38 protein-coding genes are annotated in these 25,669 nt (G+C 38.1%); 1 reads left to right on the top strand and 37 read right to left on the bottom strand.

The genetic code is table 11. The annotated features are described in order from the left end of the window. Positions 1–23 precede the first annotated feature (23 nt). Positions 24–599, bottom strand: a complete 576-nt coding sequence (locus W03_RS04265; protein ID WP_244071715.1) for a PilN domain-containing protein — start codon at positions 597–599, stop codon at positions 24–26. Then, positions 596–1,723, bottom strand: coding sequence for a pilus assembly protein PilM (locus W03_RS04260; RefSeq protein WP_244071713.1), 1,128 nt, complete (start codon positions 1,721–1,723; stop codon positions 596–598). The genes W03_RS04265 and W03_RS04260 overlap by 4 nt, the downstream gene beginning before the upstream one ends. Before the next feature lie 133 nt (positions 1,724–1,856). Here W03_RS04260 and W03_RS04255 point away from each other — a divergent pair, with 133 nt between their 5' ends. Beyond that, the gene (locus W03_RS04255; protein WP_244071711.1) at positions 1,857–4,196 is read left to right on the top strand and encodes a penicillin-binding protein 1A; all 2,340 of its coding nucleotides are present in this window, start codon (positions 1,857–1,859) and stop codon (positions 4,194–4,196) included. A 75-nt stretch (positions 4,197–4,271) separates the two neighbouring features. Here the strand turns inward: W03_RS04255 and hemB are convergent, their stop codons facing one another. The 35 genes from hemB to fusA all read right to left on the bottom strand — a co-directional run bounded on the left by hemB (position 4,272) and on the right by fusA (position 25,647). Next, a complete protein-coding gene (gene hemB / locus W03_RS04250; RefSeq protein WP_279600001.1) occupies positions 4,272–5,285 on the bottom strand; it encodes a porphobilinogen synthase in 1,014 nt (337 codons plus the stop codon). A gap of 407 nt (positions 5,286–5,692) precedes the next feature. Then, positions 5,693–6,361 (bottom strand): ribosome biogenesis GTP-binding protein YihA/YsxC, encoded by a 669-nt coding sequence (yihA, locus tag W03_RS04245; protein WP_244071707.1) that lies wholly within the window; start codon positions 6,359–6,361, stop codon positions 5,693–5,695. Between the two features lie 11 nt (positions 6,362–6,372). Next, on the bottom strand, positions 6,373–7,140 hold the full coding sequence (locus tag W03_RS04240; protein ID WP_244071705.1) for a type III pantothenate kinase: 768 nt from the start codon (positions 7,138–7,140) through the stop codon (positions 6,373–6,375). 2 nt (positions 7,141–7,142) lie between these two features. Then, on the bottom strand, positions 7,143–7,967 hold the full coding sequence (locus tag W03_RS04235) for a biotin--[acetyl-CoA-carboxylase] ligase (protein ID WP_244071703.1): 825 nt from the start codon (positions 7,965–7,967) through the stop codon (positions 7,143–7,145). 106 nt (positions 7,968–8,073) lie between these two features. Further along, positions 8,074–8,472: a 50S ribosomal protein L17 gene (gene rplQ, locus W03_RS04230; RefSeq protein ID WP_244071701.1), complete on the bottom strand. Its 399-nt coding sequence runs from the start codon at positions 8,470–8,472 to the stop codon at positions 8,074–8,076. Beyond that, positions 8,459–9,463 carry a DNA-directed RNA polymerase subunit alpha gene (locus W03_RS04225; RefSeq protein ID WP_244071699.1) on the bottom strand — a complete coding sequence of 335 codons (1,005 nt, stop codon included), beginning with the start codon at positions 9,461–9,463 and terminating at the stop codon, positions 8,459–8,461. Before W03_RS04225 ends, rplQ begins: the two co-directional genes overlap by 14 nt. A gap of 47 nt (positions 9,464–9,510) precedes the next feature. Beyond that, on the bottom strand, positions 9,511–10,137 hold the full coding sequence (gene rpsD, locus W03_RS04220) for a 30S ribosomal protein S4 (RefSeq protein WP_244071697.1): 627 nt from the start codon (positions 10,135–10,137) through the stop codon (positions 9,511–9,513). 10 nt (positions 10,138–10,147) lie between these two features. Then, positions 10,148–10,537 carry a 30S ribosomal protein S11 gene (rpsK, locus tag W03_RS04215; RefSeq protein WP_244071695.1) on the bottom strand — a complete coding sequence of 130 codons (390 nt, stop codon included), beginning with the start codon at positions 10,535–10,537 and terminating at the stop codon, positions 10,148–10,150. A 40-nt stretch (positions 10,538–10,577) separates the two neighbouring features. Then, positions 10,578–10,937, bottom strand: a complete 360-nt coding sequence (gene rpsM, locus W03_RS04210; protein ID WP_244071693.1) for a 30S ribosomal protein S13 — start codon at positions 10,935–10,937, stop codon at positions 10,578–10,580. Positions 10,938–10,968: 31 nt separating this feature from the next. Further along, positions 10,969–11,082 carry a 50S ribosomal protein L36 gene (rpmJ, locus tag W03_RS04205; RefSeq protein WP_244071691.1) on the bottom strand — a complete coding sequence of 38 codons (114 nt, stop codon included), beginning with the start codon at positions 11,080–11,082 and terminating at the stop codon, positions 10,969–10,971. Positions 11,083–11,145: 63 nt separating this feature from the next. Beyond that, the gene (gene infA / locus W03_RS04200; protein ID WP_013966779.1) at positions 11,146–11,364 is read right to left on the bottom strand and encodes a translation initiation factor IF-1; all 219 of its coding nucleotides are present in this window, start codon (positions 11,362–11,364) and stop codon (positions 11,146–11,148) included. A 25-nt stretch (positions 11,365–11,389) separates the two neighbouring features. Beyond that, on the bottom strand, positions 11,390–12,715 hold the full coding sequence (gene secY / locus W03_RS04195; RefSeq protein WP_244071689.1) for a preprotein translocase subunit SecY: 1,326 nt from the start codon (positions 12,713–12,715) through the stop codon (positions 11,390–11,392). Positions 12,716–12,744: 29 nt separating this feature from the next. Further along, positions 12,745–13,209, bottom strand: a complete 465-nt coding sequence (gene rplO / locus W03_RS04190) for a 50S ribosomal protein L15 (protein ID WP_244071687.1) — start codon at positions 13,207–13,209, stop codon at positions 12,745–12,747. A gap of 5 nt (positions 13,210–13,214) precedes the next feature. Then, complete coding sequence (rpmD, locus tag W03_RS04185) at positions 13,215–13,403, bottom strand: 50S ribosomal protein L30 (RefSeq protein WP_244071685.1); 189 nt, start codon at positions 13,401–13,403, stop codon at positions 13,215–13,217. Between the two features lie 2 nt (positions 13,404–13,405). Continuing rightward, entirely contained in the window at positions 13,406–13,951 is a 546-nt protein-coding gene (gene rpsE, locus W03_RS04180; RefSeq protein WP_279600000.1) for a 30S ribosomal protein S5, read from the bottom strand. A gap of 14 nt (positions 13,952–13,965) precedes the next feature. After that, entirely contained in the window at positions 13,966–14,322 is a 357-nt protein-coding gene (gene rplR, locus W03_RS04175; RefSeq protein ID WP_244071683.1) for a 50S ribosomal protein L18, read from the bottom strand. A gap of 15 nt (positions 14,323–14,337) precedes the next feature. Next, positions 14,338–14,871 carry a 50S ribosomal protein L6 gene (rplF, locus tag W03_RS04170; protein WP_244071680.1) on the bottom strand — a complete coding sequence of 178 codons (534 nt, stop codon included), beginning with the start codon at positions 14,869–14,871 and terminating at the stop codon, positions 14,338–14,340. 13 nt (positions 14,872–14,884) lie between these two features. Next, positions 14,885–15,286: a 30S ribosomal protein S8 gene (gene rpsH / locus W03_RS04165; RefSeq protein ID WP_244071678.1), complete on the bottom strand. Its 402-nt coding sequence runs from the start codon at positions 15,284–15,286 to the stop codon at positions 14,885–14,887. Positions 15,287–15,358: 72 nt separating this feature from the next. After that, a complete protein-coding gene (gene rpsN / locus W03_RS04160; RefSeq protein WP_244071676.1) occupies positions 15,359–15,664 on the bottom strand; it encodes a 30S ribosomal protein S14 in 306 nt (101 codons plus the stop codon). A gap of 7 nt (positions 15,665–15,671) precedes the next feature. After that, complete coding sequence (gene rplE, locus W03_RS04155) at positions 15,672–16,211, bottom strand: 50S ribosomal protein L5 (protein WP_244071674.1); 540 nt, start codon at positions 16,209–16,211, stop codon at positions 15,672–15,674. A gap of 15 nt (positions 16,212–16,226) precedes the next feature. After that, on the bottom strand, positions 16,227–16,556 hold the full coding sequence (rplX, locus tag W03_RS04150) for a 50S ribosomal protein L24 (protein WP_244071672.1): 330 nt from the start codon (positions 16,554–16,556) through the stop codon (positions 16,227–16,229). 18 nt (positions 16,557–16,574) lie between these two features. Beyond that, positions 16,575–16,943 (bottom strand): 50S ribosomal protein L14, encoded by a 369-nt coding sequence (gene rplN, locus W03_RS04145; RefSeq protein ID WP_244071670.1) that lies wholly within the window; start codon positions 16,941–16,943, stop codon positions 16,575–16,577. Positions 16,944–17,001: 58 nt separating this feature from the next. Beyond that, positions 17,002–17,271, bottom strand: a complete 270-nt coding sequence (gene rpsQ / locus W03_RS04140) for a 30S ribosomal protein S17 (protein WP_244071668.1) — start codon at positions 17,269–17,271, stop codon at positions 17,002–17,004. Beyond that, a complete protein-coding gene (gene rpmC / locus W03_RS04135; RefSeq protein ID WP_244071666.1) occupies positions 17,261–17,461 on the bottom strand; it encodes a 50S ribosomal protein L29 in 201 nt (66 codons plus the stop codon). The genes rpsQ and rpmC overlap by 11 nt, the downstream gene beginning before the upstream one ends. An 8-nt stretch (positions 17,462–17,469) precedes the next feature. Beyond that, a complete protein-coding gene (rplP, locus tag W03_RS04130; RefSeq protein WP_244071664.1) occupies positions 17,470–17,886 on the bottom strand; it encodes a 50S ribosomal protein L16 in 417 nt (138 codons plus the stop codon). Beyond that, positions 17,870–18,706: a 30S ribosomal protein S3 gene (gene rpsC / locus W03_RS04125; RefSeq protein WP_244071662.1), complete on the bottom strand. Its 837-nt coding sequence runs from the start codon at positions 18,704–18,706 to the stop codon at positions 17,870–17,872. The genes rplP and rpsC overlap by 17 nt, the downstream gene beginning before the upstream one ends. Then, on the bottom strand, positions 18,706–19,071 hold the full coding sequence (gene rplV, locus W03_RS04120) for a 50S ribosomal protein L22 (RefSeq protein WP_244071660.1): 366 nt from the start codon (positions 19,069–19,071) through the stop codon (positions 18,706–18,708). The genes rpsC and rplV overlap by 1 nt, the downstream gene beginning before the upstream one ends. 12 nt (positions 19,072–19,083) lie before the next feature. Then, positions 19,084–19,362, bottom strand: coding sequence for a 30S ribosomal protein S19 (rpsS, locus tag W03_RS04115; protein ID WP_244071658.1), 279 nt, complete (start codon positions 19,360–19,362; stop codon positions 19,084–19,086). Between the two features lie 7 nt (positions 19,363–19,369). Continuing rightward, on the bottom strand, positions 19,370–20,203 hold the full coding sequence (gene rplB, locus W03_RS04110) for a 50S ribosomal protein L2 (RefSeq protein WP_244071656.1): 834 nt from the start codon (positions 20,201–20,203) through the stop codon (positions 19,370–19,372). A gap of 1 nt (position 20,204) precedes the next feature. Further along, complete coding sequence (gene rplW / locus W03_RS04105; protein WP_244071654.1) at positions 20,205–20,540, bottom strand: 50S ribosomal protein L23; 336 nt, start codon at positions 20,538–20,540, stop codon at positions 20,205–20,207. Then, positions 20,537–21,154, bottom strand: a complete 618-nt coding sequence (gene rplD / locus W03_RS04100) for a 50S ribosomal protein L4 (protein WP_244071651.1) — start codon at positions 21,152–21,154, stop codon at positions 20,537–20,539. Before rplD ends, rplW begins: the two co-directional genes overlap by 4 nt. Positions 21,155–21,201: 47 nt before the next feature. Then, positions 21,202–21,855 (bottom strand): 50S ribosomal protein L3, encoded by a 654-nt coding sequence (gene rplC, locus W03_RS04095; RefSeq protein WP_244071648.1) that lies wholly within the window; start codon positions 21,853–21,855, stop codon positions 21,202–21,204. A gap of 79 nt (positions 21,856–21,934) precedes the next feature. After that, a complete protein-coding gene (gene rpsJ, locus W03_RS04090) occupies positions 21,935–22,243 on the bottom strand; it encodes a 30S ribosomal protein S10 (RefSeq protein ID WP_013966801.1) in 309 nt (102 codons plus the stop codon). 88 nt (positions 22,244–22,331) lie between these two features. Continuing rightward, positions 22,332–23,522, bottom strand: coding sequence for an elongation factor Tu (gene tuf / locus W03_RS04085; RefSeq protein ID WP_244071646.1), 1,191 nt, complete (start codon positions 23,520–23,522; stop codon positions 22,332–22,334). A gap of 34 nt (positions 23,523–23,556) precedes the next feature. Next, a complete protein-coding gene (gene fusA, locus W03_RS04080; RefSeq protein WP_244071644.1) occupies positions 23,557–25,647 on the bottom strand; it encodes an elongation factor G in 2,091 nt (696 codons plus the stop codon). Positions 25,648–25,669 lie beyond the last annotated feature (22 nt).

Genomic DNA, 25,669 nt, shown 5'->3' with positions numbered 1-25,669 from the left:
ATTACAGAATTAAGTAAGCTCACTCAATTCACTGATTGCTCTTCAGTCTCTTCGGTATCTGTTTGTTTATATTTAACTTTCATATTAAACTCATTTTGCCGTGCGTTATTGACACTAATTGCCTTGATTTCCACTAGCAATGCAGATTCGAGATGAGGAGAAGATTCGAGATTACGCATCAGAGTAGAAATCCACGCATTGGACTGCGCATGCCCAACCAGACTAATATCGTTACCAACTTGTTTGATGCTGCGCAGATATACCCCATCTGGCAAAAGCCTTGCGACTTGATCGAGCAAATGCACTGCATCTGATCGGCTATTTTGTAATGTTTCAACGATTTGTTTACGTGCCAACAGCTCTTGTGTACGGGCTTTTATATCTTTGATTTCAGCGATCTGTTTATCCAAAATAGCAGTTTGATCAATTAAAAATTGATTGCGGCGTTTTTGATAATCAATGCTATCGGAGTTTATCGAGGATCCTCCCCAAACCACTAAAACCCCCAAGAAGGAGGCAACACCAGCTAAAATGGCGATCTGTTGCTGACGCGCTTTGCGTTTTATCTCACGATGCGGGAGTAAATTAATGCGTATCATGATGGATCAAAGCTACGAAGTGCCAAACCACACGCAATCAATAAGGCAGGTGCATCTTGGTTAAGTTGGCGAGGAATGATGCGGTTCGATAACTCCATGTTAGCAAAAGGATTCACTGTAAAAGTACTGATTTGTGTTCTCGATGCTATAATTTCGTTAAGCTCGGCGATACCAGCACAACCCCCTGCAATAAAAATATAATTAATTTCAGTATATTGGGTCGATGTATAAAAAAACTGAATAGCTCGCATGATTTCGATCGCCAGCGTTTCACAGAACGGTTGCAAGACATCCGTTTTGTAACTTTCAGGCAAATTGCCGTTACGCTTAGCGAGTTCGGCCTCTTCCAGCGGAAGATTAAATTGATTAGAAATTTCCTGAGTGAGTTGATTGCCGCCAAATGGTTGATCACGGGTATAAACCGATTCACTATTATGAAACACATTCATTTTGATGGTTGTAGAACCAATATCAACTAACGCAATGATCTGATTCTTTCCGCCATCGGGCAATTGACTTAAAGCCAGCTCAAAAGCTGACTGTGCCGCATAGGGTTCGATATCCATCACAAGCGTTTTGAGTCCTGCGGATAATGCTACGGCAACGCGATCTTCAACTTTTTCTTTACGTGACGCTGCAATCAATACCTCCACCTCTTCTGAATTTTCAGCAACAGGACCGACCACTTGAAAATCCAGATCAACCTCATCCAAAGAAAAAGGAATATATTGGCTAGCTTCATTTTCAACTTGAAACACTAAATCATCTTCCCGCTGCCCAGCCGGAACATTAATTCTTTTAGTAATGACATCGGTAATGGGTAAAGCCAGGGAAACATTTTTTAACCTTGTACCCATCCTACGCCAGCCTCTTTGCAAACATTCGCTAACGGCTTCCATGTTAGCAATACTGCCTTCGGTCACCGCATCTGGAGGCATTGCCTCAATAACATAGCGCTCCATGCGATATAATTGATTGCCTTTGCCAGCATGAGATAACTCAACCATTTTCACTGAGGATGAACTAATATCGATACCAATCAAAGAAGGTGATTTACTTTTCAAAAAATCTAAATTAATTGAAAAATTTTCCTTGAATGTTGACATATTAGAAGCGATACTCATAAAGTCTCTTCAGTTAGTGATAGCACAATTAAAATTTTGTCATAATCAATAGAACTTTCATTCAAAGAAAAACGACACATTACCCCCCTAACTATTCATATTACTCATTGCATTTTTCAATAAGCTCATACTCATGTTTGCTCGCTGGCTGTCTTATTTGTTTTATACATTCCTTGGATTAGGTCTAGCTGGCTTGCTCCTCGCTGGATTTGCGGCCTTGGTGATCTATTCAAACCTTCCTTCATTAGAAACACTAACCGACTATCGCCCTAAAATCCCATTACGGATCTATAGCGATGAAGAATTATTAATTGGAGAGTTTGGCGTAGAACGCAGAAATGTAGTTGCCATTTCCAAAGTGCCAACACATTTAAAACAAGCCATCCTTGCTGCAGAAGATGATCGTTTTTATGAACATGGTGGAATAGACTATATTGGCGTCTTACGCGCAGCTTATTCAAACTTCTCAGCCGGCAGCGTACAGCAAGGTGCAAGTACAATAACCATGCAAGTGGCCCGGAACTTTTTTTTAACTCGAGATAAAACATTCACTCGCAAATTGAATGAAATGCTGCTGGCGTTTAAGATTGAACAAAATCTCAGTAAAGATAAAATTTTAGAGTTGTATATCAATCAAATTTACCTTGGACAGCGCAGCTATGGGTTCTCTGCGGCAGCACAAACTTATTTTGGTAAACCACTGGAGGAAATTGACATTGCTGAAGCTGCTGTTCTGGCTGGATTGCCTAAGGCGCCTTCTACCTATAATCCGATTAGCAATCCAAAGCGCGCAAAAAGTCGACAGCTATATGTTTTAGGTCGCTTGCATAAATTAAAGCTTATTTCACGCGAAGAACTGAGTACCTTAGAAGCACAGCCCATCGTCGTAAAAAAACAATCCCTAGTTTTTGCAACACCTGCCGATTATGTAGCAGAAATGGTACGTCAAGTGATCTATGATCGCTTCCAAGAAGATGCTTATAGTAAAGGAATTCGCGTTTATACCACGATCCGCCAACAGGATCAGAACGCAGCTTATTATGCTTTAAGAAAAAATTTGATTGAATATGATCGAAGACATGGATATCGTGGTCCTGAAGGATATATTGATTTATTGAAGCACGGCAGTAATCAGGAAAAAACACTCGATGAAGCATTGGATGACATCACTGAGAACGACATGATTTATCCAGCAGTTGTGCTATCTGTTAAACAGAATGCTATACAAGTTTACCGAAAGGGTGGGGAAATTATTGAAATAAAAGGAGATGGGCTTAAGTTTGCACAAAAATATCTACCGACTAACAAAAAAGAGCAGGGAAAGAAATATCTCAGTCCTGGTGCACTCATTCGTATCCAAAAAGATCTAAATAATGATATCTGGCATATTGTTCAGCTCCCAGCAGTAGAAGCTGCAATTGTTTCATTAGATCCTAATGACGGCGCCATTCGTGCTTTAGTTGGTGGATTTGATTTTCAAAAGAATAAATTTAATCATGTGACGCAAGCTTGGCGACAACCGGGCTCGAGCTTTAAGCCTTTCATTTATTCTGCAGCACTTGAGAAAGGTTTTACCTCGGCTACTATCATCAATGACGGTCCACTCTCATTCAATGCAAATCAAACTGGCAGCCAATTATGGGAACCAAAAAATTTTGATGGAAAATATGCCGGTCCTATTCGCATGCGCACAGCCCTAGTAAAATCTAAAAATCTCGTGTCCATACGAATTTTGCAAGCAATTGGGGTACATTATGCACAAGACTACATTTCTCGATTCGGCTTTGATGCTGATCGTCACCCTGCTTATCTGCCTATGGCACTGGGTTCCGGGTCAGTTACTCCGATGCAAATGGCCGTCGGATACTCAGTATTCGCAAATGGCGGATATCGTATTGCACCTTACTTCATTAAAAAAATTGAAGATGAAAAAGGTAATATCCTAGAGCAATTCCAACCAGTAAGTACTTCAAATGGCGCAAAACGAGTAATTGATCCGCGTAACGCTTTTATTATGACCAACATGATGCAAGATGTCATTAATTTTGGTACTGCTGTTAAGGCTAAGCAGTTAGGGCGTACCGACTTAGCTGGAAAAACAGGCACTACCAGTAACTATATCGACGCTTGGTTTTGTGGTTATCAGAAAAATTTGGTAACTATATCTTGGATGGGATACGACGAGCCAAAATCACTGGGTAGCAATGAAACTGGAGGGCGTGTTGCACTGCCTATTTGGATGGATTATATGAAACCTGTTATGAAAGATACGCCCATAGCCGAGTATAAAATACCTAACGGTATCACCGCAACCAAAATAAACTCTGGAACTGGATTCAGAGATTCTAGTGGAAATATGACTGAATACTTCTTCAGCGAACAACTGCCTCCCGTATACGAACCTCCTCCTATCGAATATGCACCTAATCCTGGAGTTCGTGAAGAAAAAGATGTCAGAGACCAGCTCTTCTAGTATTACAATTACATCCTTTCTATGCTCCTGAAAGCAGGAAAACTAGTAATAGATCTTCTAAATTAGCAGTTTAGTTCATTTATTATTTCCGCTAGCTAACCAATGAGCTGCTTCGAGTGCATAGTAGGTAAGTATTCCATCAGCACCAGCACGTTTAAATCCTAGCAAAGACTCTAGCACGCAAGCCTCTTCACTCAACCATCCATTGGCTGCAGCAGCTTTAAGCATGGCATATTCGCCGCTAACCTGATACACAAATGTCGGAACACCATATTTGTCTTTAACACGTTGCACAATATCGAGATACGGCATGCCAGGTTTAATCATAACCATATCTGCTCCTTCAGATAGGTCCAGGCCAACTTCCCAGAGTGCTTCATTGGAATTTGCCGGATCCATCTGATAAGTATATTTATTCCCTGCCCCTAGGTTAGCTGCAGAACCTACGGCATCACGAAATGGACCATAAAAACTGGAAGCATATTTAGCCGAATACGCTAGGATTCGTGTATGAATGCAATTCTGACTATCAAGGCTCTCCCGAATTGCTGCTACACGTCCGTCCATCATATCCGATGGAGCGACAATATCAGCTCCTGCTTGCGCGTGAACAATCGCTTGCTGACATAACACTTGAACAGTTTCATCATTTAAAACATATCCTTGCGTATCAATCAATCCATCTTGCCCGTGACTGGTATAAGGATCCAATGCTATATCGGTTATTATTCCAAGCTGAGGAAAATTCTTTTTTAGCAATCGAACGGCTCGAGAAACTAATCCATCTGGATTAAATGCCTCGTCTGCAGTGAGATTCTTTAGCGTATCTTCAATTACCGGAAATATAGCTATAGCTGGAATACCAAGCTGCAAGCACCTTTCTGCTGTATACAGCAATTTATCAGTTGATTGCCTAACCACTCCAGGCATAGACGAAACATTTTCAACTTGATTCTTTCCTTCCAATATAAAAACTGGATAGATAAAATCACTAGATTGAAGATGAGACTCTCGCACTAAGCGTCGAGAAAATTCATCGCGACGCAGTCGGCGCATTCTTTTTTGAGGAAATCGATTATATAAGAACACAATAAAAAAATTAATTTAATTAAGAAACAGTTTAATCGAGTGACTATATACTATATTTAGGTGATTTTCAGTTGCACTAAAACTTGCCCAATCTACTTTAGTAGCACCAAGTTATTCATCCTTCTTACGTGGCTTATCTGTATTCACAAACTACCATAAAATTTTATCGAATATTTTTGAACTTATCGATGAATCATTTCTCATATAGATGAAACAATAATTCAGTGCTCGTTCTTTCCTCCCTAAGACGAGTGCTCTATTCTTTGCGTAAGGCAATTTCCCCAACCTCCTCCCCTTGGTTGGGGATTTTTTTATTTTTATACCGCATATCTTTCACTGATTTTATTTATCCCTTCAAGGATAAGAATACGGGTAAAGTAAAAAATAAGCTTTAATTTTTTAAATCGCTAAAGGGGCGCATTATCTTCATTATTGATGATGTGACCATTGGTAATTTTGCTACTCCCTTCAAAAGAAAACCATCTATCAAGAATCTCATATACATCTTCAACGCCTAAAGGTATAGTGCTAGAAAACAATTGAACGCTACACCGAGAATAAATACTATTCTGAAAAAATGATTTTACTTCTTTCAAGGTTTCATTTGCACGTAACTTACTAAGCTTATCCGCTTTAGTAAGTAAGATGTGAATTGGTTTACCTGTTGGCAAGAACCAGTCCAACATTTCCATATCAAGCGACTTCAATGGATGCCGCACATCCATAATTAATACTAATCCTTGAAGCGATTCTCTCCGCTGCAAATAATTGTTCAACAAACTACACCACTTTTCGCGAACCGCTTGAGGAACCTCAGCATATCCATAACCCGGTAAATCAACAAGAAATTTCTCTTCACATTCAGTAGTAACTTTAAAAAAATTAATAAGTTGTGTTCGTCCAGGCTTCTTGCTCACATAAGCAAGTCGATTCCTATTTGTCAGTGTGTTAATAACACTTGATTTCCCAGCATTTGATCGCCCAGCAAACGCAACTTCAACTTTAGAATTCGAAGGAAGATCTTGCATGTCGGCAACCGATTTGTAGAAACTAACATGATGGAATGAAGAATTCATAGCAAGAAAGGTCACTCAGAGTTACTAGAACAAGAATCAATTTGATCACTATTCCCGATGATGACCAAACCTTCAAGCACTAACTCATCGACAAATACTATTGGCAGTTTTATAAATGGAAGTAATATTGAAGCTCCACCCCCACTAATCACACAATCGATCATCGAACAATTAAATTTATCGACGAATAATTGCTGCATTCTTTCTATTGCACCTACAAGGCAATAAATAGCACCACTATGAATTGCCTCATTTGTAGTCAATGGAAAATCGTTGTAGTTGCTTTTCTGTGAATAATTCAGTTGAGTGTTCAAACGCAAACTCTCAAAAATCAGGTGGGCGCTTGGCGTAATAATTCCACCGAGAAACTCACCATGATCTGTTAATACATCAACAGTCATCGCAGTTCCAATATTAACGACGAGACATCTACGGCGGTTATTCTTTTCCCATGCCGCAATTAAGGCTAACCATCGATCACACCCGAGTTGCATAGGGTTAATGTAGTGATTTGTGATTCCAAATCCATATTCTTGCGCCACAATCCAATTTGGCTCTAGTGCGTACAGCGATGCAACGATGTTTGCAATCTCATGGCGTGTTGATACCCTTCCTACGTGAGAAGCTACAACTAGCTTCGGCTTAAATAAATGCTTAAATTGGATCGCTAATAACGAGACATCACTTTGATGAACCTTTCCTTTTTTTATCCATTGATTCGCCCCATACAAGCCCCATTTTATATATGAATTACCCGAATCAATTGCCAAAATAGCCATTATTAATTTATATCACGTAAAGAAATTTCTCCAACATCGAACATTTTTCTACCTGAATCAGTTAATAAGCAAATTGCACCGTTATCATTAACGCCATCTACAATACCTTGAACAATTTGATTGTTTGGCATATTTAAACAAACATGTTTCCCCTCAAAAGCATGATAGCTAATCCATTCATTTTTAAAATAAGAAAAGCCAAACATCTCAAAATGAGAAATTGTTTTTTTAATTTCGACTAATAGCGCACTAAGTATTAAATTTCGATCAAGTAACTTACCGGTTACTTCGAATAGATCCGTGACATTACAGTCAATGCAATTCCTTGTATTCTCGGAAAGGTTAAAATTAATTCCAATACCGATCACAGTTTGATATGAATTTCTGATACCGCTTCGCAGTTCAATCAAAACTCCCGCTATCTTAGAACGATTCACTAGAACATCATTAGGCCATTTGAGACTAACACCTTCTATGGAAAAATGTCTCAAAACCCGAATAATGGCAATGCCAATAATCAGGCTCAAACTAGATAACTGAGATGCAGGATATTTTTTAAAACGCCAACTCAGAGAAAAAGTTAAACTTTCTCCAAATCCACTGCGCCAAGAATGTCCATTTCTACCCCGCCCTTTCGTTTGCAATTCCGCAGCAACAACATATATAAAATCCGTGCTATCCGATATTTGCTTATTCTTAAGCAAATTTATAAGAAATGAATTTGTTGAATCAGTGCTATCTAGAATCTGTAAAATAAACTGTTTCGATTCAGGATAAAGATATTTGGTTAGGGATTCTAAATTTAATAATGTGATATTATTTTGCAATAAGGTATTGATTGTTATACATCATGCGATGATATGCCTAAATTCCAAACTCAAGATACATCTATAACATAACTAAATTAACGAGTCAGTATTTATCAACAAACACTCAGTTTGTAATACTTGATGAAGCTCCATCACTATTCACTATGGCTCTATCCAAAAGTTCAATCATAGCCATTGGTGCATTATCGCCTTTTCTAAAACCACATTTAAGTATGCGTAAATACCCACCAGGTCTAGTATTATATCGCGGACCTAATTGATCAAATAGTTTAGAAACATTTTTGCGACTTCTCAGACGGTTAAAAGCCAACCGCCTATTTGCTAAAGATGGTTTCTTACCCATTGTTATCATCGGTTCAACATATCGCCGTAGCTCCTTAGCCTTTGGCAAAGTTGTAAAAATAACCTCATGATGTAATAAAGAATTACACATATTCCGCAACATAGCAATCCGATGACTGCTTGTGCGATTCAATTTTCTAAATGCGTTATTGTGGCGCATGATTCACTTCCTTAGCAATATTATCTAAATTCGCCGGTGGCCAATTATCTAGTTTCATACCCAACGTAAGCTCTCTTGCGGCCAATACTTCCTTTATTTCATTTAGAGATTTTCTCCCTAAATTCGGCGTACGCAATAACTCAGCTTCGGTTCTCTGAATTAAATCACCTATATAATATATATTCTCAACCTTCAAACAATTAGCGGAACGAACAGTAAGTTCTAAATCATCAACAGGTCTCAACAATATAGGATCAATTCTTGGTATTTGTGGTTGCTCTTTGGCGATTGGAGTGCTTTCTAAGTCTGCAAAAACTGACAATTGCTGCACCAAAACGCGAGCCGCATTTCTAATGGCTTCTTCCGGTTCGACAATACCATTTGTTTCTAAATCGATAATTAGTTTATCCAAGTCTGTTCTTTGCTCAACACGCGCACTTTCAACCGTATAACTAACTCGCTTAATGGGGCTAAATGATGCATCCAAGAAAATTGTCCCAATAGATTTCTCGGAATTTTTATTACGTCTATTAGCAGCCGGAACATATCCATGACCTCTTTCCACCTTCATCTGAATATCCAGTGTTCCATTGGAAGTAAGATGAGCTATTACATGATCTGGATTGATAATCTCGACATTGTGGTTGGCTTCAATATCTCCGGCTGTTATTAAGCCCTTTCCAGATTTATTTAAGCTGAGAATTGTTTCTGTTTCATTATGCAATCTTAAAACAATTCCTTTTATATTTAAAATAATATCAACAATATCTTCTTGTACGCCATCTAATGCAGAATACTCATGAACAACGCCAGCAATTTTAATTTCCGTTAGTGCATAACCCGTCATCGAAGACAACAATATTCTACGTAAAGCATTACCTAAAGTATGTCCATATCCTCGTTCAAACGGCTCCATAACAATCTTAGCATGTACCGGAGAGATATTTTGAACATCAATAATTTTAGGTATTAGTAATTCATTACCTTGCATAATTAAAATTCCTGCAAAAAAAGTAAACCCATAAATCTAAGAAGAAATCATTTGGAATACAATTCCACGACTAAAGACTCATTAATTGTTGCAGGCAATTCCGAGCGATCAGGTGCTTCTTTAAATACCCCTTTCATTCCCTTAGTGTCTACTTCGATCCAGCTCAGTACATTTCGATTACTAGCAGACTCAACAGAGGACTTAATGCGTAGCTGACTTTTAGCTTTATTAGAAACTTCAACAACATCGCCAGGCTTAATGATATATGAAGGTATGTTAACTCGTTTGCCATTTACAAGAATACTATTATGTCTGACAACCTGCCTAGCTTCTGTACGTGACGAACCAAATCCCATGTGATAAGCGACATTATCTAATCTACTTTCTAATAATTTTAATAAAGTATCGCCTGTGACCCCTTTGCTACTATCTGCTTGTTTATAAATATTACGAAATTGTTTTTCTAAAATACCATATATTCGTCTAACTTTTTGTTTCTCACGAAGTTGTCCACCATAATCCGATAATCTGCCTTTTTTTTGACCATGCTGACCTGGAGGGTAATTTCTTCTCTCTATTGCACACTTATCAGAAAAACATTTTTCACCCTTCAAAAATAACTTCTCGCCTTCTCGACGACATTGCTTACATTTAGGTTCTATACTTCTAGCCAACGTAATCTCCTCAAATACGACGTTTTTTTGGTGGTCGACAACCATTATGTGGAACAGGCGTTACATCAGATATACTAGTAATCTTAAATCCCGCTGAATTAAGTGCTCTAACAGCTGAATCTCTTCCTGGTCCTGGACCTTTAATTTTAACCTCTAAATTTTTAACGCCACACTCAATTGCAACCTTACTTGCATTTTCAGCAGCTACTTGAGCTGCAAAAGGAGTGCTTTTTCTCGAACCTTTGAAGCCGGCACCACCTGAGGTAGCCCATGACAAAGCATTACCTTGCCTATCAGTTATAGTAATAATTGTATTGTTAAAAGAAGCGTGTACGAAAGCTATCCCTTCAGATATATTTTTTTTTATTTTTTTTCGCGCGCGGGAAACAGACTTGACCATAAAATATAAAAATCCTTAAAAGTTCAAACAGAAAATAAAATTACTTAGATCTCAAAGCTTTTCTGGGGCCTTTTCGGGTTCTCGCATTTGTACGAGTACGCTGTCCACGTACTGGGAGACCTCTTCGATGACGTAAGCCTCTATAACATCCAAGATCCATTAATCGCTTAATGTTCATAGATACTTCTCTGCGTAAGTCACCTTCAACGATCATCTTCGATATATACTCACGTAATTTATCAATCTGATCCTCTGGCAAGTCTTTTATTTTTTTATGCTGCTCGATACCTATAATATTACAAATTTTTATAGATGTTGATTTCCCTATACCATATATAGCTGTAAGCGCTATATCAGCATGTTGATTAGGCGGTATGTTTACTCCAGATATACGCGTCATTTCATTTTTTTCTCATTTATTATAAATAAAATTAGCCTTGACGTTGCTTATGGCGAGGATCAGTACATATCACTCTGATTACTCTATTTCTTCTTATAATCTTGCAGTTTCTACAAAATTTTTTTACTGAAGCATTAACTTTCATTGTTTCCTTCACCCATTTCAAATTATTAATTTAAATTAATTAATAAAGCCCAAAAAACATATCCTATTTTGCTCTAAATGTAATTCTTGCACGTGTCAAATCATAAGGTGTCAAGTCAACAGTAACTTTATCGCCAGGAAGGATTCGTATATAGTGCATGCGCATCTTTCCCGATATATGTCCTAAAACTATATGACCATTCTCTAATTTAACTCTGAAAGTAGCATTAGGAAGAGTTTCTAAAATCTCTCCCTGCATTTGTATCGTATCTTCTTTAGCCATTAAAAATAAAAATCTTTAGTATCTATTATTTAAGAGAATTTCTACCTAATGATTGTTGATTTCCTTTAAAATTAGCCTTCTTTAGTAAACTATCATATTGAGAAGACATAACATGAGACTGAATTTGCGCCATAAAATCCATCGTTACAATCACTATAATCAATAGTGATGTTCCTCCAAAATAAAAGGGTACATTCCATTTAAGTATAAGAAACTCAGGTAATAAGCACACTAGCGTCACATAAATCGATCCGACTAAAGTAAGGCGTAGCATAACTTTCTCGATATAACGAGTTGTTAGATCACCAGGCCTAATACCTGGAACAAATGCGCCGCTCTTCTTAAGATTGTCCGAAGTGTCTTTAGGATTAAAAACAAGTGCCGTATAAAAAAAACAAAAAAAGATTATCATAAACGAATAAAGCACTACATATATGGGTTGACCTGGCGACAATGCCGCACTAATATCTTTAAGCCATGTCATTGATTGAGCATCAGCAAACCAACCGGTTAAGGTAGCTGGAAACAGTATAATACTGGAAGCAAAGATAGGGGGAATAACACCAGCCATATTAAGTTTCAAAGGCAAGTGCGAGCTTTGTCCGCCATATACTTTACGTCCAACCTGACGTTTTGCGTAATTTATGGGAATTCTGCGTTGGCCCTTTTCTACAAAAACAACAAGCCCCGTAATTAATGCAGCAGTAACGAAAATAACAAGAGCAACCAAGAAATGCATAGAGCCAGTACTAACTAAATCCAAAGTACCACCTATCGCGCTTGGAAGTCCTGCGGCTATTCCCGCAAAAATAATCAAAGAGATTCCATTACCAACGCCACGTTCTGTAATTTGCTCACCTAACCACATCAAAAAGATAGTACCTGTTACTAATGTAACAACTGTAGTCATTACAAACATATTTCCAGGATTGATCACCAAACCGCTTTGCGCCTGCAAAGCAATTGAAATTCCATAGCTTTGCACTAAAGCCAATCCTAAAGTTCCATATCGAGTGTACTGCGTTATTTTTCTCCTACCATTCTCGCCTTCTTTCTTCAAAGACTCTAAATAAGGCACCGCAACTGTGCCCAATTGCATAATAATGGAAGCCGATATATAGGGCATAATGCCCAAAGCAAATATGGAAAATCTAGAAAGAGCTCCACCTGAAAACATATTAAACATTCCCAAGACGCCGCTTTCTTGGGACTGGAATAAGTCTTTTAGGACGACAGGATCTATACCTGGCACCGGAACATGCGCGCCAATTCTATAAACTATGAGGGCTAAAAGTAAAAACCATAAACGTTTTTTTAATTCAGAAAGCTTATCCGTCGAGCGATTTAACATTTAAGATCGTATTTTATTTATATGACAAGTTATTGCGAAATAGCACTGGTATTATCATTTTTTAATTTGTTTTTTATGCCAGCACTTAAGATAATATCATCCGAATGAGAAAAACTAACTTTCTTATTAAAATCTTTTGACATGTAAAATTTAATAATCTTAGTATTTCTGGGAATTAGGCGATTTTCTTTCATCATCAAAACAGTAATGTCATTCTTCAAATTTTCTTCGCTCAATTTATTCAAAACTGACAATCTCAACGAGATCTGATGAGCTTTCTTAGACGCATCCGCACTAAAGCCTCTTTTTGGCAAACGTCTTTGAATAGGCATTTGTCCACCTTCAAATCCAACCTTATGAAAGCCACCAGATCTAGATTTTTGTCCTTTATGTCCGCGTCCACAGGTTTTTCCTAATCCTGATCCCATGCCACGACCGACTCGTGTTTTATTTTTGCGTGCGCCATTCGATGATGTAATTGAGTTTAGCAGCATAATATCTATTCACATTTCAACAAATAATTGATTTTTCGTATCATTCCCCTAGTTTCTAATGTGTCACTTACGGTGGATGAACTATTTAATTTTTTAAGACCTAACCCACGTACTGTAGCACGATGTGATTTTTTTACGCCGATAGTACTTCGTATCAATGTAATTTTAATTAGATTATTTTTATTATCGATCATAACTATTCGTGTCCAAGTATCTCTTTAACACTCTTACCACGTTTTGCGGCAATGTACGAAGGAGAATGAATAGAATTCAAACCATTTAATGTTGCTCTGACAACATTATAAGGATTGGTCGAACCTATACATTTCGCAAGAATATTTGTCATTCCCATTACTTCGAAAATAGCTCGCATGGGCCCACCAGCTATTATCCCAGTTCCTTCTGGAGCAGGTTGCATATACACCTTAGCTGCATCATGGGTACCCACAACAGGATGATGAATAGTTCCATTCTTTAGTTTAATCTTGATCATTTTCTTGCGCGCTTCATCCATCGCTTTTTGAACTGCAACAGGAACTTCTCTTGACTTACCTTTCCCCATTCCAACTCCACCATCACCATCACCAACAACAGTCAAGGCTGAAAAACCCAAAATTCGTCCACCTTTTACAACTTTGGTAACTCTATTGATCGCCACCATTTTCTCACGAAAATCATCACGCGCACTTCCACTCTCATCCAAACCAACCACTTTATCTGTTGTTTTGTTAACTTTAGCCATGGGAAGATCCCTATTTAAAATTTAAGACCAACTTCTCGAGCCGAATCCGCTAATGCCTTAATCCGACCATGATATTTATAACCAGATCTATCGAAAGCAATTTCACGAATTCCAATATGTATAGCTTTTTCAGCAATTCTCTTTCCTACAAATTTTGCAGCCAAGATATTTCCACCACTCGATAGTTGACTACGTAAGTCCTTCTCTAATGTTGAAGCACTCACAATCGTACTACCATTTTTATCATCAATTAGTTGAGCATAAATATGCGAATTAGTGCGATGCACCGTCAATCGAATCATTCCAATTTGAGCAATTCGTTTACGCGTTTGTTTTGAGCGTCTAATTCTCTTTTCGTTTAGATTTTGCATTTTCAGTTTACTAAGTTATTTCTTTTTGGTTTCTTTAATGACAATAATCTCATCCGAATATCTTATTCCTTTACCTTTGTATGGCTCAGGTCTACGATAAGCACGAATTTCTGCTGCCGTCTGACCAACTTTCTGCTTGTCTATTCCCTTAATTAAGATTTCAGTTTGGCTTGGCGTTTCAATCTTTATGCCATTCGGTACTATATAATCAACTGGATGGGAAAAGCCTAGTGTCAAATTAAGCATACTTGCAGTTGCCTGAGCACGATAGCCCACACCAACAAGCAGAAGCTTCTTTTCAAATCCGCCAGATACCCCTTTTACCATGTTAGCAACCAACGCGCGAGTAGTTCCTGAAATTGCATTTGAAAATTTAGTTGCATCTTTTGCAATAATCTTAATTTGACTATCATCAAATTCGACTGAAACATTACTCTCCAGTCTTTGTTTCAAAGAGCCTAGAGGCCCTTTAATTATTACTTCTGACGGAGTAATACTAACTTCAACATTTTTGGGTACCAAAACAGGGTTATTACTTACTCGAGACATGCCATATTTTCCTTTATACTACCGTGCATAAAAGCTCACCACCAATTCCAATTTGATACGCATTACGAGCAGACATAACACCCTTAGAAGTCGAAACGATTGCAATTCCCATTTCATTTATGACCTTAGGTAATTCTGCCTTTGATTTATATCGCCTCAAACCGGGCTTACTAATACGCGTGATATTCTCAATAACAGCATCACCTAAATAATATTTAAGTGTAATAACAATCTCACTTTTCTTGCTATTTTCATATTGAAAAACATTATAATTTTCAATATATCCTTCATCCATTAAGACTTTAGTTATTGCAAGATTTATCTTCGAATTTGATATGCAAACCGTTTTTTTCTTAACTAGCTGCGCATTTCTAACTCGAGTTATCATATCCGCTATAGGGTCACTCATACTCATGCTGTTATTTACATACCTTATTATTTATCGCCAAATATAAATTAAAAATCTTATCTTCAAATTCCAAAATAATCACCAACTTGCCTTAATAATTCCGGGAATTTTTCCACTCATTGCAATATCTCTAAGCTTACTTCTACCTAATCCAAATTTAGAATACACGCCCCGTGATCTTCCAGTTAACGAACACCGGTTTCTAATACGCACAGGACTAGAATCTCTCGGCAATTTCTGTAAATTAAGCCTTGCTTCAAATCTCTCTTTATCATCTAGGCCTGTATTATTAATTTTTTCAAAAAGCACTCTTCGTCGCTCTTGATATTTAGCAACAATCTTTTGTCTCTTTAAATTTCTATTTATAAGTGCTAATTTTGCCATCTCATTCTCAATTTTTAAATGGAAAACTAAATGCCGCAAGCAAAGCTTTCGCTTCACTGTCGCTCTTAGCAGTAGTTGTTATGGAAATGTTCATACCTCTTAGAGCATCGATTTTATCATACTCAATCTCAGGAAATATAATTTGTTCTTTAATGCCCATATTATAATTACCTCTTCCATCAAAAGATTTTCCAGATATTCCCCTAAAATCACGTATCCTTGGAATAGCTATAGTAATTAGTCGATCAAGAAATTCATACATTTTTTTACGACGTAAAGTAACCATACAGCCAACAGGATAGTCTTCTCTGACTTTAAACGTTGCTATTGATTTCTTTGCTTTTGTAACAATTGGTTGTTGTCCAGAAATTTTCTTTAAATCAGCCAATGCGAATTCAATTACCTTTTTATCTGTTGTAGCTTCACCTAGGCCTATATTAAGTGTAATTTTGGTAATTTTAGGAACTTCCATTACGCTTTTATACTTAAACTGATCAATTAACTGTTTTGTAACAGTCTGTCTATAAAATTCTTGTAAACGAGTCATTGTATAGTTTTCGGTTTAGTTCTTATGCTGCGAATGAATCACATCACCAGAAGATTTAAATATTCTAATTTTTTCATTTTCATCATTAATTTTGAAACTTACGCGATCTTGTTTTTTCGTCGTTAAGTTATAAATAGCAATGTTTGAAATATGAATAGGCATTTCTTTATCAATAATCCCACCTGATGCACCAGTGGATGGATTGGGTTTCTGGTGTTTTTTTACCAAATTAATTCCCTGTACAATAGCACGATCATCACTAGTTATCTTAATAATCGCCCCTCTTTTCCCTTTATCTTTACCGGAAATTACAATTACATCATCACCTTTTCTCAATTTTTTCATAATCTTTATTGTCTATAATTACAAAACCTCAGGAGCTAATGAAACTATTTTCATAAAACGCGCATTCCTTAGTTCTCTAGTTACTGGACCAAAAATACGAGTGCCGATAGGCTCTAGTTTATTATTAAGCAAAACAGCTGCATTATCATCGAACTTCAATAAAGATCCATCTACACGCCTTACACCTTTGGCCGTTCTAACAATTACTGCATTATAAACCTCCCCCTTCTTGACTCGACCACGAGGGGCAGCATCTTTCACACTGACTTTTATAACATCACCTATTTCAGCATACTGTTTCTTTGAGCCTCCAAGAACCTTTATGCACATAATAGATTTTGCTCCCGTATTATCAGCAACTTTTAATATTGTTTGCATTTGAATCATATAGCTACTCTTTACTTCTTAATTAAGGAAATATGTAAAATAATAGTCGAAGTTAAAATCAATTATTCGCTATAGTCTTGTTCAATATACCGACTACCTTCCATGCTTTAGTTTTAGATATGGGTTTACATTCCTCAATAGTGACACTATCGCCAATTCCATACAGGCCATTCTCTTCAACATGCGCATGGTATTTTTTTGAACGTACAATATATTTTCCATAAAGAGGATGCTTTAATTTCCTTTCAACCAAAACAGTTACAGTCTTAGACATTTTATCACTTGTAACCTTGCCATTTAATGTTCGGTGAAGCTTCTCAATTGTCATGATTTTTCATTTTCTGTGTAATTACAGTTTTAACTCTTGCAATATCTTTTTTGATCAATTTTATTTTTGCATTATTTGTTAACTGTTGCGTTGCCAATTGCATCCGTAACACAAAATATGCTCTTAACAATGAATGCAACTCTGTATTCAAGTCGTGTATTTCTTTATCTCTTAATTCAATCGCTTTCATGATTAAATTTATCCGCCAATTTGTCTTATCATAAAAGTAGTCTTAATGGGCAGTTTAGCCGCAGCTAGCCTAAAAGCTTCTCTGGCCAAATCCTCATTTACACCATCCATCTCATATAACATTTTTCCAGGTTTTATTTCGGCAACGTAATATTCTGGGTTTCCCTTACCATTACCCATTCTAACTTCAGCAGGCTTAGTCGATATTGGCTTATCAGGAAAAATTCTAATCCAAATCCTTCCTCCTCTTTTTATATATCGAGTCATAGCACGACGGGCTGCTTCTATTTGTCTAGCAGTTATTCGCCCCCTCTCTATTGCTTTGAGACCAAATTCTCCAAAGCTCACTTTTGCTCCGCGCGTCGCCACACCAGTGTTTCTACCCTTCTGTTGCTTGCGAAATTTAGTTCTAGCTGGTTGAAGCATTCTTATCCCCAGAATTTAATTGTTTTTTTGAGACGCTATTAATCCCATTTTCATTATTTTCAATAATAGAAGCACCAGAATCTCTTCCATCGTCTAAATACTGTTTGCTATAAGTATGCGATAGCGGTCTTTTAAAATTCTTCTTCTTTTCGCTATCTAATGGAGAAGGACTGTTTGTGTGAACTTCACCTTTACCTAGGATTTCTCCCTTAAATATCCAAACTTTAATTCCAATAATTCCATATGTCGTATGCGCTTCTGATGTACCGTATTCCAGATCTGCCCTTAATGTATGCAGAGGAACCCGACCTTCGCGATACCATTCCGTACGAGCAATTTCAATTCCATTCAATCGCCCTGAACTCATAATTTTTATACCCTGTGCACCGAGTCTCATGGCATTTTGCATCGCTCGCTTCATGGCGCGACGAAACATAATTCTCTTTTCTAATTGTTGCGCTATATTATCAGCGATAAGCTGTGCATCAAGTTCAGGCTTTCTTATCTCTTCAATGTTGACATGAACTGGAATTCCCATTCTTTTTTGTAATTCCGCTCTTAGCAATTCAATATCTTCACCTTTTTTACCGATCACAATACCTGGACGAGATGTAAAAATTGTGATTCGTGCATTTTTGGATGGTCTTTCAATTAAAATCTTTCCTACTGATGCATTTCTAAGCTTCTTACTTAAATAGGCTCTTACTTTTATATCTTCATTGAGCATAGTAGAGAAATCTTTACTATTAGCATACCATTTCGATAACCAATTTTTTTGAACTGATAATCTAAATCCAATTGGATTAATTTTTTGTCCCATCAGTTAACACCTTTCTTAGTACGACTAATGCCTCTATCATCGCTTACTGTCAATTCGATATGACAAGTTGGTTTAGTGATTCTATTGCCACGCCCCTTTGCGCGAGCGCTAGTTCGCTTTAATAATGTTCCTCGATCCACCAAAATCTTAAAAACTTTTAATTCATCTATATCTGCACCATCATTATGTTCAGCATTTGCAATGGCAGACTCTAAAAGCTTTTTAATAATTACAGCACCTTTTTTGGAACTAAACTTTAAAATATTTACGGCTTTCTCTACCGGAAGCCCCCGTATTTGATCAGCTACCAATCGTCCTTTCTGGGCTGACAAACGAATACCTTTTAAACTTGCTGTTGTTTCCATCGTTGCCCTCGTTTACTTAGCTGTAGCCTTTTTATCGCCAGCATGTCCCTTAAATGTACGTGTTAACGAAAATTCTCCAAATTTATGACCTACCATATTTTCTGTAACGAAAATTGGAATATGCTGTCTTCCATTATGCACTGATACCGTAAGTCCAATAAAATCTGGCAAAATCGTAGAGCGTCGTGACCATGTTTTTATAGGGCGTTTATCATTGTTTTCTTGCGCTTTTCTAATTTTATTAATTAAGTGCGCATCAACATAAGGACCTTTTTTTACTGAACGAGGCATTTAATAATTATCCTTTTTTCGAATATCTGTGTCGAATTACCATAATCTCAGTTCTTTTATTTTTCCGGGTTCTATAACCTTTAGCCGGTGTTCCCCAAGGACTCACTGGATGTCTGCCAGCAGAAGTTCTACCCTCACCACCACCGTGTGGATGATCTATTGGATTCATTGCAACTCCCCTAACCGTAGGTCTAATTCCTCGCCATCTTATCGCACCAGCTTTACCAATAGATCGCAGATTATGTTCAGCATTTCCAACTTCACCAACAGTAGCAAAACAATTAACGTGAACCTTTCGTATCTCACCAGAACGCAATTTTAATTGTGCATAACTACCTTCTCTTGCTTGTAACTGCACCGACGTTCCAGCTGATCGAGCCAATTGCGCACCTTTGCCCGGTTGAAGCTCAACACAGTGTATAACAGTACCGAGCGGTATATTACGTAAAGGCAATGCATTTCCTGGCTTAATTTCTGCGTGATCGCCACTTACTATTTGATCACCAACATTTAATCCTTTGGGCAATATAATATACTTTCTCTCGCCGTCTTTATAACAAACCAAAGCAATAGCGGCTGTTCTATTAGGGTCATATTCTTTGCGCTCAACAATCGCCGAAATTCCAATTTTATTTCTTTTAAAATCTATTATTCTATAATGCTGCTTATGACCGCCACCACGATGTCTTGTTGTTATTCTTCCGTGATTGTTACGTCCAGCAGTTTTAGATTGTTTCTCAGTTAATCCTTTATAAGATCGACCTTTATAAAGTTCTTCATTAACAACTTTTATTACCGATCTACGACCAGGCGATGTTGGTCTTAATTTGACTAATGCCATATTACTTAATCTCTATATTTGCAAAATTAGTAAAATTCAAATCCTGATCACTCTTTATACTGACTACAGCTTTTTTCCAATCTTTTCTTTTCCCCATAAAACGACCGAACCTTTTATGCTTACCTTTTACATTTATTGTTGCCACTTTTTCTACTTCAATTTTTTGATCTTTCCACAACAATTCGACTGCGGCTTTAATTTCGTGCTTATTCGCATCGGTCATTACGCGAAATATTGTCTGGTTATGTTTCTCACCCAAAAAAGTAGATTTTTCTGAGACGTGAGGAGCTAGTATTATTTTTAGCAATCTTTCATTTTCTAAGTAATCATTCTTCATGAAAGTATCTCCTCAAATTTTCTTATTCCTTCGAGAGTAACAACAGTTTTCTCAAATTTTAATAAGCTAACCGGATCAACATAACTCGGTTCAGCAACCCAAACATTTGGAATATTCCTCGCCGAAAAAAACAAATTATCATCCAGCTCATGCGTAACAATGAGCGCATTACTTAATCCATTACTTTTAAGTTTCTCAACCATTTCTTTAGTTTTATGCGTCTCAACTATGAAATCATCAACAACTAACAATCTTTCATCTCGTACAAGTTGGGATAAAATAACACACATGCCAGCTTTATACATTTTCTTATTGATTTTTTTCTTAAAATTCTCATTTGGATTATTTGGAAATACTTTCCCACCTCCACGCCAAAGAGGACTTGAAGCCATTCCAGCCCGCGCTCTACCCGTTCCCTTTTGTCTCCAAGGCTTTTTAGTTGATTTCGCAATATCAGATCTTCCCTTTTGAGCTCTTGTGCCTAATCGAGCATTAGATAAATAAGAAGTCACTAACTGATGAACAAGTCCTTCATTATAATCTTTATTGAATAGAGCATCAGATACGACTATATTTGTCGATTGATTCTCTTTGCTGAGAAGCCTAAGTTCCATTATTTATATACCTTATCGCTACTTCTTATCATTCATTAACATCGATTCTAAACTACACTAACTTTCTTTATACTGGGCTTTATCAAGACACGCCCCCCCTTATGCCCAGGTATCGCTCCTTTAATCAATAATAAGCTTCTTGCGTTATCTATCTTCAATATCTCAAGATTTTGTATAGTCCTTCTCACATTACCCAAATGTCCAGACATACGTTTTCCAGGAAAAACACGCCCAGGATCTTGTGCCATTCCAATTGATCCTGGTTTGTTATGCGCTTTAGAGTTCCCGTGGCTCGCCCGATTGGAAGAAAAATGATGACGCTTTATTACACCTGCATATCCCTTACCTATGGTAATTCCCGTTACATCAACTTGCTGACCAACATTAAATATATCGCTGGTTATTAATTTACCTACCACAAAAGAACTCAATTCTTCTTCAGTAGCTATCTTAAACTCCCTCAAAACACAACCTATTTCGACACCAGCTTTCGCATAATGCCCTTGGACCGGTTTACTCGATCGATTGGACTTGTTTTCTCCGAAAGCCAGTTGAACAGCATTGTATCCATCATTTTTTTTATTTCGGATCTGAACCACGCGATTATTAGAAACATCAACGACCGTCACGGGTAAACTACTACCAGCCTCTGAAAAAATACGCGTCATTCCAATTTTTTGTCCAATCAATCCTAAACTCATTTCCTTGCCTTTTTTCAATTTTTAGTAGCGTATTGTCGACTTTCTAATCTTTAGAGATCTCATTAAGATTTAATAGCTTCTACAATTTAATTTCAACATCCACGCCTGCTGGAAGATCTAATTTCATCAAAGCATCAACGGTTTTATCCGTAGGATCAATAATGTCCATTAATCTTAAATGTGTTCTAATCTCAAATTGATCGCGCGAAGTTTTATTAACATGCGGGGAACGTAACACATCAAAACGCTCTATTCGAGTGGGTAACGGAACAGGTCCTTTAACTACTGCACCTGTTCTTTTTGCTGTTTCGACAATCTCCAATGCTGATTTATCAATAAGTCGATAATCGAAAGCTTTGAGCCGAATTCTTATTTTCTGATTTTGCATATACTAATTAGATACTCCAATTCGATCAATGTATTAAGCATTCGATGTCAAGTTAAAATTATTTGTTAACAACGAAATTACTCTGATATTACTCAATAATTTTTGCGACGACACCGGCGCCAACGGTTCTTCCGCCTTCTCTTATCGCAAAACGTAAGCCTTCTTCCATCGCAATCGGCGCAATCAAATTGACTGTTACCGATACATTATCTCCTGGCATCACCATCTCCGTACCAGCAGGTAACTCAATCGCACCTGTCACATCAGTCGTCCTAAAATAAAATTGTGGACGATAACCCGGAAAAAATGGTGTATGCCTACCGCCCTCTTCTTTACTCAACACATATATCTCTGCTGTAAACTTGGTATGCGGCGATATACTACCAGGCTTCGCCAACACCTGACCCCGCTCCACCTCTTCTCGCTTCGTACCGCGTAACAGTATGCCCACATTGTCACCAGCTTGACCTTGGTCCAGCAATTTCCTAAACATCTCGACACCCGTGCATACCGTCTTTAGCGTCGGCTTAATACCTACAATCTCAATCTCTTCCCCAACTTTGATTATGCCCCTTTCCACTCGACCAGTAACCACAGTCCCACGACCAGATATCGAAAAAACATCCTCTACCGGCATAATAAACGCACCATCAATTGCGCGCTCCGGTTGCGGTATGTAACTATCCAATGCATCAGCAAGCTTTAAGATCGCACCTTCACCTATATCACCAGAATCCCCTTCCAATGCCTTTAGCGCTGACCCTACAATAATCGGAGTATCATCTCCAGGAAATTCATATTTCGACAGTAACTCGCGAATTTCCATCTCTACCAATTCAATCAACTCAGCATCGTCGACCATGTCCGCTTTATTCATGAATACAATGATGTACGGAACACCTACTTGACGCGCCAACAATATATGCTCACGCGTTTGCGGCATCGGACCATCTGCTGCAGATACCACTAAAATCGCCCCATCCATCTGCGCAGCACCTGTAATCATATTCTTCACATAGTCCGCATGACCCGGACAATCCACATGCGCATAATGACGCTTCTCTGTCTCATATTCCACATGTGCCGTGTTAATCGTTATACCCCGTGCACGCTCTTCAGGCGCCGAATCAATTTGCGCATAACTCTTCGCTTCCCCACCAAATTTCTTCGTCAATATCGTCGTAATCGCCGCCGTCAGCGTCGTCTTACCATGATCCACATGACCTATCGTCCCTACATTTACGTGTGGCTTCGACCGCTCAAATTTACTCTTCGCCATGATGTCCTTTATACTTTTTTATTTATAAAACTATTTATTTCTTATTTATAATCGCATCCGCCACATTTTTTGGCGCTTCGGAATAATGCTTAAATTCCATAGTGTAAGTAGCTCTACCTTGCGTAGCAGATCTTAATACTGTTGAATAACCAAACATCTCTGCCAACGGCACTTCTGCTCGAACCACTTTCAACCCCGGGACATCTTCCATTCCCTGAATGATTCCGCGTCTAGATGACAAGTCACCAACAACATTTCCCATAAAATCCTCGGGGGTCTCAACCTCAACCGCCATCATAGGCTCTAATAAAACAGGACTTGCTTTTCGCATTCCATCTTTAAAAGCAATAGATGCAGCCATTTTAAATGCATTCTCATTAGAGTCGACATCATGATAAGATCCATCAAATAATGTTACCCTTACATCTACTACCGGATAACCGGCCAGCACCCCACTGGGAAGCGTCTCAAGCAATCCTTTTTCCACAGCGGGTATAAATTCCCTTGGAACCACACCACCCTTAATCTCATCAATGAATTCAAAACCTTTACCGGCTTCATTAGGCTCCATTTTGAGCCAAACGTGACCATACTGACCCCGTCCACCGGACTGTTTTACAAATTTTCCTTCTATTTCCACAGACTTTTTAATAGCTTCACGATAAGCAACTTGCGGAGCACCAACATTAGCCTCAACAGAAAATTCTCTCTTCATTCGATCAACTATAATCTCTAAATGCAACTCTCCCATACCAGAAATAATAGTTTGACCGGACTCTTCATCCGTTCTCACTCTAAACGACGGATCTTCTTGCGCGAGTCTATTAAGCGCTATCCCCATCTTCTCTTGATCCACTTTAGTTTTCGGCTCAACCGCAACATGAATAACTGGCTCCGGAAAATCCATACGCTCCAAAGTAATAACTTTTTGTGGATCACAAATGGTGTCACCAGTTATCACCTCTTTCAACCCTACCGCTGCCGCAATATCGCCCGCACGAACCTCTTTAATTTCTTCGCGCTGATTTGCATGCATTTGCAACAAACGTCCAATTCTTTCTTTTTTGCCTTTTATCGGGTTATAAACAGTATCTCCTGATGTAACCACGCCGGAATAAACTCTAAAAAATATTAGTTGCCCAACATAGGGATCAGTTGCAATTTTAAAAGCCAAAGCAGAAAAGGGCTCGCTATCATTTGCTATCCTCTTATCAGTCTCTCCATTTTCATTTTCACCTTGTATTGCCAGAATGTCTGTTGGAGAAGGCATATAATCAATGACTGCATCCAGCATTGCCTGAACCCCCTTATTCTTAAAGGCAGTCCCACAAAGCATAGGCACTATCTCATTATTGATAGTACGAATCCGCAATCCCTTCTTGATTTCAGCAATTTCTAGATCACCGCTTTCAAGATATTTATTCATAAGCTCTTCATCTGCTTCTGCCGCGGTTTCCAAAACCTTCTCTCGCCAAATCTTTGCGTCTTCTAGCAACCCGGACGGAATATCGCGCTCCTCAAATTTCATCCCGCGACTTTCATCATCCCAATAAATTGCTTTCATTTTTATTAAATCAACAACTCCCTCAAATTTATCTTCCGCCCCTATAGGTAACTGAATCGGAACAGGAGTCGCCTTCAATCGAGATTTAATCTGTTCGTGCACTCGCATAAAATTAGCGCCCGAACGATCCATTTTGTTAACAAACGCCAACCTTGGAACCATATATTTATTGGCTTGACGCCACACAGTTTCTGTTTGCGGCTGAACCCCTCCTACCGCACAAAAAACAGTACAAGCACCATCAAGAACCCTTAAAGAACGCTCCACCTCAATAGTGAAATCAACGTGCCCAGGAGTATCAATAATGTTTATTCGGTGCTCTGGATAATTACTTGCCATTCCTTTCCAGAAACAGGTTGTGGCAGCAGACGTGATTGTAATCCCTCTTTCTTGCTCTTGCTCCATCCAATCCATCGTGGCAGCGCCATCATGAACCTCTCCGAGTTTATGAGACACTCCAGTATAAAACAGTACTCGTTCCGTAGTAGTAGTTTTACCGGCATCTATATGCGCCATAATTCCAATATTTCTGTAACGCTCTATCGGTGTTTTTCTTGCCACGATCGTATACCCTACTGTTTAT

The organism is Nitrosomonas sp. PY1 (assembly GCF_022836435.1).
GTDB lineage: Bacteria > Pseudomonadota > Gammaproteobacteria > Burkholderiales > Nitrosomonadaceae > Nitrosomonas.
This window is presented reverse-complemented; position numbering and strand designations above follow the sequence as displayed.